The organism is Myxococcus sp. AM011, assembly GCF_013372595.1.
In the GTDB taxonomy this organism is placed as follows: domain Bacteria; phylum Myxococcota; class Myxococcia; order Myxococcales; family Myxococcaceae; genus Myxococcus; species Myxococcus eversor.
Map to the genome: position 1 here is coordinate 1 of NZ_JABXEM010000352.1, position 9,559 is coordinate 9,559.

The 9,559-nt window shown below is 69.6% G+C and carries 5 protein-coding genes and 1 pseudogene; 3 read left to right on the forward strand and 3 right to left on the reverse strand.

What is annotated here, in order from left to right; all coding sequences use genetic code 11:
- Nucleotides 1-202: 202 nt before the first annotated feature.
- Nucleotides 203-2,941, forward strand: a pseudogene (locus HUW62_RS42765) (RecQ family ATP-dependent DNA helicase); the annotation flags it as partial.
- 501 nt (nt 2,942-3,442) lie between these two features.
- Nucleotides 3,443-4,837 (forward strand): MBL fold metallo-hydrolase, encoded by a 1,395-nt coding sequence (locus HUW62_RS42770; RefSeq protein WP_163863607.1) that lies wholly within the window; start codon nt 3,443-3,445, stop codon nt 4,835-4,837.
- A 13-nt stretch (nt 4,838-4,850) separates the two neighbouring features.
- Here HUW62_RS42770 and cls read toward each other — a convergent pair whose 3' ends face one another.
- Nucleotides 4,851-6,305, reverse strand: coding sequence for a cardiolipin synthase (gene cls, locus HUW62_RS42775; protein WP_176437718.1), 1,455 nt, complete (start codon nt 6,303-6,305; stop codon nt 4,851-4,853).
- Between the two features lie 496 nt (nt 6,306-6,801).
- Between cls and HUW62_RS42780 the strand changes: the two genes are divergently transcribed.
- On the forward strand, nt 6,802-7,611 hold the full coding sequence (locus HUW62_RS42780; protein WP_163863605.1) for a M57 family metalloprotease: 810 nt from the start codon (nt 6,802-6,804) through the stop codon (nt 7,609-7,611).
- A gap of 131 nt (nt 7,612-7,742) precedes the next feature.
- Here HUW62_RS42780 and HUW62_RS42785 read toward each other — a convergent pair whose 3' ends face one another.
- Together HUW62_RS42785 and HUW62_RS42790 are read right to left on the reverse strand one after the other, a co-directional pair.
- The gene (locus HUW62_RS42785; RefSeq protein ID WP_163863603.1) at nt 7,743-8,126 is read right to left on the reverse strand and encodes a DUF5335 family protein; all 384 of its coding nucleotides are present in this window, start codon (nt 8,124-8,126) and stop codon (nt 7,743-7,745) included.
- A gap of 132 nt (nt 8,127-8,258) precedes the next feature.
- Nucleotides 8,259-9,404 carry an AAA family ATPase gene (locus HUW62_RS42790; protein WP_163863601.1) on the reverse strand — a complete coding sequence of 382 codons (1,146 nt, stop codon included), beginning with the start codon at nt 9,402-9,404 and terminating at the stop codon, nt 8,259-8,261.
- Nucleotides 9,405-9,559 lie beyond the last annotated feature (155 nt).

Consider the following 9,559-nt stretch of genomic DNA (forward strand, 5'->3'; position numbering starts at 1 on the left):
GTCGGGGGCTGGGGGTGGCGGATACGCCGAGGCGAGTACGGGTGGTTCGCGTCGTATGGGCGATGCCGCTGGTGTGGATGTGAATGGGGGGCGGGGTGCCCAACGTGTGGATGGGCCCGTAGCGTCGGGCTTGCTCGGAGGGATGGGTGCGCGGAGTGCCGCCTTCTCGGAGTCGGGCGCGGGCGGCGGTGCTCGTCGCACGGAGTCGTTTGCGTTCTCGGACTCGAGCGCGAGTGGCGCGCGTCGCGCGGAGACCCAGTCGTTCTCGGATTTGAGCACGAGCGGTGGTTCGCATCGCGAGACCCAGTCGTTCTCGGATTCCGGCGCGGGCGGTGCGCGTCGCGCGGAGACCCAGTCGTTCTCGGATTCCGGCGCGGGCGGTGCGCGTCGCGCGGAGACCCAGTCGTTCTCGGATTCCGGCGCGGGCGGTGCGCGTCGCGCGGAGTCCCAGTCGTTCTCGGACACAGGCGCGGCACCGAACTCTCGCCGAGCACAGAGCGCGGCCTTTTCAGACGCAGGTGTAGCGATGGCGCCCCGCCGGCCGGGGACGTTGGGGGCGAGTGCATCGCGCGGGACATCGTCCTCTCGCGGAGGGCTCGCGCCACCACCGGGCCAGCGGCCCGACCGGGTGCCTCGCGCGCCCACTCCGCCGGACCGGCTCCGTCCTCTCCTGAAAGAGGCCTTCGGCTTCTCCGAGTTCCGCCCCTACCAGGAGGCCGTCTGTCGCGCGGCCACCGCGGGCGAGGACCTGCTGCTCGTCATGCCCACGGGCGCGGGCAAGTCGCTCTGCTACCAGCTCCCTGGACTTGCTCGCGCGGGGACGACCATCGTCGTCAGTCCGCTCATCGCCTTGATGGAAGACCAGGTGCTGCGGCTCCAGTCGCTCGGCTTCGCGGCGGACCGCATCCACTCCGGTCGAGACAGGGCCACCTCGCGACAGGTGTGCTTCGACTACCTGGAGGGGAACCTCGACTTCCTGTTCATCGCTCCGGAGCGGCTCGGTGTGCCGGGCTTCGTGGAGTTCCTGGCGCGACGTCCGCCCACGCTCATCGCCATCGATGAGGCTCACTGCATCTCTCAGTGGGGCCATGACTTCCGCCCCGATTACCGCCTGCTCGGCTCGCGGCTCCCGCTGCTCCGCCCCGCGCCCGTGGTGGCCCTTACCGCCACCGCCACGCCCGATGTGCAACGCGACATCGTCCAGCAGCTCGGCCTCCTGGGCGAGGGAGGCCGCGCGCGCACCTTCATCCATGGCTTCCGCCGCACCAACATCGCCATCGAAGTGCGCGAGCTGAACCCCGGCGCTCGCGGCGACGCCATCCACGGGCTGCTCCAGGACGAGGAGAACCGTCCCGCCATCGTCTACGCCGCCACTCGCAAGCACGCCGAGCAGCTCGCGGAGATGCTGGCCGGAGACTTCCCCTCGGCCGCGTATCACGCGGGACTTCCGCCGGAGAACCGCGACAGGGTCCAGGCCGAGTTCCTCCGAGGCTCGCTGGAGGTCATCGTCGCCACCACCGCCTTCGGCATGGGCATCGACAAGCCAGATGTCCGCACCGTCATCCACGCCGCGCTGCCCGCGAGCCTGGAGGGCTACTACCAGGAGCTGGGGCGCGCGGGCCGTGACGGCAAACCGTCCCGCGCGGTGCTGCTGCACTCGTACATCGACCGGCGCACGCACGAGTTCTTCCACAAGCGCGACTATCCCGAGGCCTACGTGCTGGAGCGGCTGTTCCAGTCCACGTCCGGGGAGCCGGAGCCGAAGCAGGCGCTCCAGGGGCGCGTGCGCGGAGACCCGGAGGTCTTCGACAAGGCGCTGGAGCAGTTGTGGATTCACGGCGGCGTGGTGATGACGCCCGACGAGACGGTGCGACGCGGGCGGCCCAACTGGTCCGCCGCGTACAACACGCAGCGCGAGCGCAAGCTGCTGCACCTGGAGCAGATGGGCCGCTATGCGGAGGCCCACGGCTGTCGCATGAAGCAACTGGTGGGCCACTTCGGTGACACCCAGGACTCCGGTGAGGCGTGTGGCCTGTGTGACGTGTGCTCCCCGGAGTCGTGCGCCACGCTGCGCTTCGCGGAGCCCTCGGCGGCGGAGCGGCACTGGCTGGAGCGCATCCTGGAGTCGCTCCAGGAGCGCGATGGACAGGCCACGGGTCGGCTCCACCGGGAGCTGTTCGGGGATGCGCTCCCACGTCGCGACTTCGAGCGGCTCGTCGGGGGGCTGGTGCGCGCCGGGCTGACGCGGCTGGAGGTCGACTCGTTCGACAAGGACGGGCAGGTCATCTCCTTCCAGCGCGTGTCGCTGACGGACGAGGGCCGGCGCACCCGCGCGGTGGACCCCCAGCACGTCGTCCTTCCGCTCGCGCTGGAGAAGGCGACCAAGCGCAAACGCGGGAAGACCAAGGCGGCGAGTGGAAAGACAGCCAGGCGGTCGACCCGGGCAAGCGCCAAGGGACGGGGCACGGGTGAGGCAAGCGCCGCCAGGCAGTGGCGCGCGTCTCCTCCCTCCGAGGACTTCGACCAGCGGTCCTCCTGGAATGCGTCCCGAGGAGGCGCCACGGAGCGGGCCGACTCCGGCGCGTGGACCGCTCGCGCTCCAGCGTCGGAGAGCCCGGCGGCTCGAGGGCGCCGCGTGGAGCTGGATGACGCCGCGCCCGTGGTGACGGAAGGCCGGGGCACGCGAAGCCGGAGTGCTCGAGGGGCGGAGCAGGTGGAGGCGCCTCCGGGGCTGGTGGACTCGCTCAAGGCCTGGCGGCTCGCGGAGGCGCGCAAGCGCAAGGTGCCCGCGTTCCGCATCCTCACGGACCGGGTGCTGGGCGCCATCGCCGCGGCGCGACCGGAGAATGGCGCGGCGCTGATGGCCATTCACGGCGTCGGGCCAGCGCTCACCGAGCGCTACGGCTCGCAGATTCTCTCGCTCGTCGCTCGCAAGCGCTGACCGCCAGGCCCCCGCGAGCCGCTCGCAAGCGCTGACCGCCAGGCCTCTCGCGAGACGCTCGGACGCTCGCGAGGACCGGCACCGGGGCCTTCCTGGACATGGGCCCGGGACGCCACGCGCCCGGGACGGCACTCACTCGACGCAAGGGAGGGCGTGCCACGGGCTCACTCGCCCGTCTCCCCCCGCGCGAGGGCTGCCGAGCAGACCCACGGCTTCGCGCCATTGACGGGTGACTCGGGGTGCTCCGGCGGCTTCCGTCCACCCTCGCAAGTGGGGCGTTGGTGCCCTCGCGGGCCGCGTCACCGCCTCGCGTGGGCACGGGTGACGGCACACTCGCGGAAAACATCTTCTCTCGCTCACCGCTCGGAGCAACCTGCCGGGCGCGAAGTCCTTTTCCCTGCCCGCGAGGGCACTGTGTCGCCCCGAGCCCTCGCGTCACCTTTCGGCCCAGCTACCACGATGGCGAGCAACCGCAGCAGCAGCACGAGGGGGGAGCGGAAGATGGAACTCGGATTCGAGACAATCGGAAACGCCACACTCATCTGCCACGACAACGGACCCGTACTGGTCACCGACCCATGGACTCATGGCGCCGCGTACTTCGGGAGCTGGACGCTGTCCCACGAGATTCCCGAGGAGGTGCGAGACACCATCCAGCGCTGTCAGTACGTGTGGCTGTCCCATGGCCACCCGGACCACCTGAGCGCGGAGTCGCTGGAGAAGCTGCGCGAGCAGACGATTCTGGTGCCCAACCACTTCGGCGGGCGCATCCGCGATGACCTGCGCGAGCAGGGCTTCAACGTGCACGTGCTGGTGGACCGCGTGTGGACGCAGTTGTCTCCGCGCATCCGCGTCCTGTGCATCCCCGACATGAACCAGGACGCGGTGCTCCTGGTCGACGTGGACGGGCGGCTCGTCGTCAACCTCAACGACGCGGGCGACCGGGGCTGGGGCCGCTTCGTGCGAAGCATGGTGCGCCGGTATGACGAGTCATACCTCCTGGCCCTGTCCGGTTACGGCGACGCGGACATGATCAACTACTTCACCGAGGACGGGCAGCGAGTCATTCCCTACGCCGCGGCGAAGACGCCGGTGGGGCGCACCATCGCCCGGCAGGCGGAGTTCTACGGCGCGCGCTTCTTCGTGCCCTTCAGCTCCATGCACAAGTACCAGCGCGCCGACTCCATGTGGGCCTCCGAGTACACGACGACGCTCGAGGACTACGGCCGGGGCTTCGAGTCCGAGACGTGCACGCTCCTGCCCGCCTTCATCCGCTGCGACTTCTCCAAGGACGACAAGCAGCTCATCCGTCCCCCGGAGCACGCGCTCTTGCCAGTGGACCCGAAGGAGTTCGGCGACGACTGGAGCGAGATGCTGGAGGCCGACGAGGCCCGGACGCTGCGCGAGTACTTCGGAGCGATTGAGCACCTGGGCTCCGTGCTCGACTTCCTCCGCTTCCGCGTGGGCGGCCAGGACCACGTCATCGAATTCCACCGCCGTCGCTTCCGCCGGGGCATCACCTTCGAGGCCCCGCGCAACTCGCTGATGACGGCCGTGCGCTACCGCGTCTTCGATGACCTGCTCATCGGCAACTTCATGAAGACGACGCTGCACGGCGACTTCGGCGAGGGACGGCTGTACCCCGACTTCAGCCCCTACGTGGCCAAGTACGCGGACAATGGCAAGGCCCGCACGCGCAACGAGCTGAAGACGTACTTCTCCGAGTACCGCCGCAGGGACCCGGTGGGCTTCCTGCGCGGCCAGGTGGAGGCGCACTGCGTGAGGCCGCTCCAGACGCAGTCGGCGGAGCTGTTGCGCACGCTCCTCCCGTCGGACTCCACCGCGTTCCGCACCGCCAAGGAGACCTTCTGGAAGATGCGGCGCGCGCTGCTGTGAGTCGCCGCGCCCGCTAGAGGTACGGAGACAGGAGCCGGGCCAGCCCATCCCTCAACCGGATGGGCAGGGGCCGGCCATCCACCTGCTCGCGGCTGAGAGGCCGCGAGCGTGACAGCCGCTCCTCCACCACCGCGTTCAGCCGCCCCGCCAGCTCCGCGTCGTAGCACTCCACGTTCAGCTCGAAGTTGAGCCGCAGCGAGCGCGGGTCCCAGTTCGCCGAGCCGATGAGCCCCCACTCTCCGTCCACCACCATCAGCTTGGTGTGGTCGAAGGGGGGCTCGGTGAGGAACACCCGGCACCCCGCCGCCAGCACCTGCCAGAGCTGCGCGGTGCTGGCCCACTGCACCACGGGCAGGTTGCCCTTCCGGGGCAGCACCACGTCCACGCGCACTCCGCGCAGCGCCGCCACGTTGAGCGCGGTGATGAGCGCCGCGTCCGGCAGGAAGTACGGCGTGACGATGCGCACCGACGCCCGCGCGATGGACAGCGCCCCCAACAGCACCGTGCGCAGCTTCTCGAAGTCCTCGTCCGGCCCGTCCGGAATCCCCCGCGCCAGCACCGCGCCCACCGGCGCGTGCTCCGGAAACCACGCATCCCCTGTCAGCTTCTCCCGCGTGGTGAAGACCCAGTCCTCGGCGAAGGTCTCCTGGAGCTGCGCCACCACCGGACCCTCCAGGCGGAAGTGCAAGTCACGCGCGGCCTGCTCGCCCGGCCAGAAGTGCTCGCGGATGTTCATCCCGCCCGTGAAGCCCACGAGCCCGTCCACCACCAGCACCTTGCGGTGGTTGCGCAGGTTCATGAAGGGCAGCCGGTAGGGCATCAGCGAAGGCAGGAAGCGCGCGGAGTGGATGCCCTCGCGCTTGAGCCGGCCCAGAATCGTCGGCCACGTGTAGCGCGCGCCCACCGCGTCCACCAGCACCCGCGTCTGCACCCCGCGCCGCACCGCCGCGCCCAGCGCGCTCGCGAAGTGCCGGCCCGCCATGTCGTTGTCGAAGATGTAGCTGCACAGCGAGATGGACGTGCGCGCGCCTGCAATCGCCTCCAGCATGGCCGGGTACGCGTCCGTCTGGGATTCCAGCACCGTGATTCGATTGCCGGGCAAGAGCGGCCGGTGCAGCACCGCGTCCCCCAGGCGCGCCAGCGGCGCCAGGTGGGCGACCTCCGGCTTCACCCGCGACACGCCCTCCGCCACCACCGCCTCCACGCCTCGGATGGGCGGGAACAGCCCGTGCTCCCGTCGGGGCGTCAGCGAGCGGGCGCGCCGGCGGATGCGATTGATGCCCAACAACAGATAGAGCACCGCGCCCAGCACCGGCACCAGCCACACCAACCCCACCCAGCCCACCGCCGCGCGCACGTCCCTTTTGCGCAGCACCACGTGCGTGCTGGTCAGCACGCTCACCAGCACCGTCAGCACCGCCGCCACGTGCGGCCACGCCACCTCCAGCCAGGTGACCACCACGGACATGTCGAGCAGGAGAGAGGACACGGACCGCTCCGGCTATACATGGGACTCGCGTCACGGCGCAGCGCGGTGAGCCCCGCCCTGTCTGGCCGCGCCGCGTCGAGGCGAGGCGGCTTGACGCATCCTGACGGCGCGTGCATGGTGGTTGACCCTTTCCGCTCCGGATGCGAGGACGAGGGGCCCCTGTCCAGGTTTCCTTCGACCCCGGGGCGGTTGACTGATTCGCGGACAGCATTGTCCGGTTCTCGAACAGTCCCGCCGGCGAGAAGAAACTCCAATCACTCCAGCAGGTTCCAGGACCCTCTGTCAGGTCCATTTACATTCTGGCTTTGGGACCTGGAGTGCGGATACTCCAGGTTAATCCTTTATAGCGGTTTTTGCCATGGTGAGACGTTCTTGGCCCGACAGTTGCTCATGGGCTGGGCGCGCCGTGCCGCGGCTGGTGGAGGAACCAGGTGGAGGGCGCATCCCCCGCAGTTGCTGGTCCAAGGAAATCCGAATGCTCAAGTTCCGCTCGATGGCGTTGCTGGCTGGTGTCGCTCTTCTGGGGACCGCGTGCGGTGGCCCCGAGGCCTCCGAGACGCAGGCGCCGAAGATGACGTGGGAGGAGTTCCGCGCGAATGCCGTGCAGGATCCGGAAGGCAAGTGGATCTTCAACATGGACCAGGCCGTGGACAGCGAGGAGGAGCTGCGCGCCTACTTCGACAACAACGTCAACACCGACACGGGCTCGAGCGAAGACGGCCTGAAGGTCTACTACCTGGGTGGCGACGTGAAGTGGAGCGCCGCGCAGAAGGGCAACCTGACCTACTGCGTCAGCAGCACCTTCGGTACGACGAACAAGGCGAAGGTCGTCACGGCGATGAACAGCGCGACGGCGGCCTGGGAGGCCACCGCCAGCGTGAACTTCGTCCACAGCACCAGCTACGACGCCAGCTGCACCGCGTCCCAGACGGGCGTGCTGTTCGACATCCGCCCGGTGAACTCCGGTGGCCAGTACCTGGCGCGCGCGTTCTTCCCGAACTCGGCTCGCTCGGGCCGCAACGTGCTCATCGACAACACGGCGTTCGGCAGCATCTCGCCCTGGACGCTGGCGGGCATCCTGCGCCACGAGCTGGGCCACACGCTCGGCTTCCGTCACGAGCACACGGTGTCTGGCAACTCCTGCTACGAGGACGCCAACTGGCGCGCGCTGACGGCGTATGACCGTTCGTCGGTCATGCACTACCCCCAGTGCAACGGCACCCAGACGGGCGACCTCGTCCTGACCAGCCTGGACAAGACGGGCGCCCGCGCGCTGTACCCGTGATTTGAGTTCGACTCACCCGGCCAAGGCTCTCCTCGTCACGTGAGTGGCGGTGGGGGCCAAGGCCCCAGGCCGGAAGGTTCCTTCTCCCGCGGAGGGGGGTGCCTTCCGGCCTTTCTGCGTGGCCGTGCCCGTCAGTCCATGTTTCGCGCGCCGGCCGTCGCGGCCTCGCCGAAGTAGATGAGCGTCTTCGTGTTGTCCTCGGCGCTTTCGATGTCGAGGCACTCCAGTTCGCCGCTCTCGCTCTCGTCCGCGTAGATGTGTTCCGGCTTCTGGATGCGGTGGGTGTCTTCCCCGTCCGGGTTGTCGATGATGATGGCCACGACGCCCTTGTCGCTGCCCTTCTCCTCCAGGCTGATCTCCACGAGCGCCCCGCCCTTGACGGCCGACTGCGCTCCCAGGTCCAGCCCCTCCACCTCGATGCGAACCGGGTGCTCCTTCTCCATGTTGGAGAGCAGCGCCAGATAGTCCGCCCAGCCCTCCCGGGGAATCTCTCGCGTGTGGTCCGTGTGCGCCATGTGTCTCCCTCCGGTGTTGGCGTTCCCGAGTAGACCGTAAGGCTCGTGCGGGCCTGGACGCAGCCGGGCCCGCCCGCCCGCTCGCCGTCCGAGCCGCCGACAGGCTCCCGCTGGCTCGCGAGCTCTCGGGAGCTACTCGGTGAGGGAGCGCACCGAGTCGCCGTCCAGCACCAGGCGCACGGTGGAGGCGGCGCCCTGCCGGCCGAAGTGCTCGTAGGCCGTCTGCTCCAGCAGCGGGCCCAGGGTGGTGCGCAGGCCGCGCGCGCCCGTCTCCCGCTTGAGCGCGCGCGTCACGATGTGCTCGCGCACGGCGGGCTCCACCTGGAGGCGCAGGCCCTCCTGCTCGAACTCGCGCTCGTACGAGCGCAGCACGTTGTTCTGGAGGATGTCGCCCAGCGTGGCCGCGTCCAGCGGCGTGAAGGAGACCAGCCGGTTGAAGCGGCCGATGAGCTCCGGGATGAAGCCGTAGCGCGCGAAGGCCGTCGTCTGCTCCAACTGCTCCTGGGTGACGGCCACGGCGATGGACTCCTCGCGCGTGTGCTGGGGCTCGCGGCCGAAGCCCAGGCGCTCCGTGCGCGTCATGCCCTCCGCGGTGGAGCGCAGGCCGCTGAAGGCGCCGCAGGCGATGAACGTGACACAGGACAGCTCCATCGTGTCCGGCTGGAGCCGGCTGGTGAAGCCGAAGTCCGGAGGGAAGTCCGCGCTGGCGGCGGAGAGCAGATGCAGGAGGCTGCGCTGCACGCCGAAGCCGCTGACGTCCTTGGTGGTCTGCTGTCCGGCGAAGCGGCTGTCGGAGCGACTGGTGGCGAGCTTGTCGAACTCGTCCATGCAGATGACGCCGCACGCGGCCCAGTCCGCGTCCTTGTCGGCGACTTCATACAGGCGCGACAGGAGCGTGTTGACGTCGTCGCCCACGTAGCCCGTCTCGGAGAACTGGGTGGCGTCCGCCAGCACCGTGGGCACGGCGAGGATTTCGCGGAACAGCAGCTCCACGAGGAACGTCTTGCCGGAGCCGGTGGGCCCCAGGAACATGCAGTTCTCGCGCATGCCCGGCTCGGGTGCGAGTCCCTCCAGGTGCAGGCGGCGGATGCGGCGCAGGTGGCGGTAGGCCAGCACGGAGGCCGCGCGTCGCGCCTCCTCCTGCCCCCGGTAGCCCAGGTCCGTGAGCCGCGCGTCGATTTCGCGGGGGGAGAGGACTTCAAGGGCCGCGACACGCTCGCGGACATCCTCACCGCGAGGGACAGGCCGTGACTCCAGGCCATGGCGGGCGACAGGCATTCCAGGCGGCTCCAGGGGAGGGCGGACCGGAAGGCTTCCGGGCCGGGCCGCATCATCCAGGCGGCTCGGGGCGTCCACAAGCAGGCCGACGACCTCGCGTCCTCCGCGCCCCCGTCGTGGGCGGACGGAGGGGCGGGTCAAGAAGAGCCTTCTCG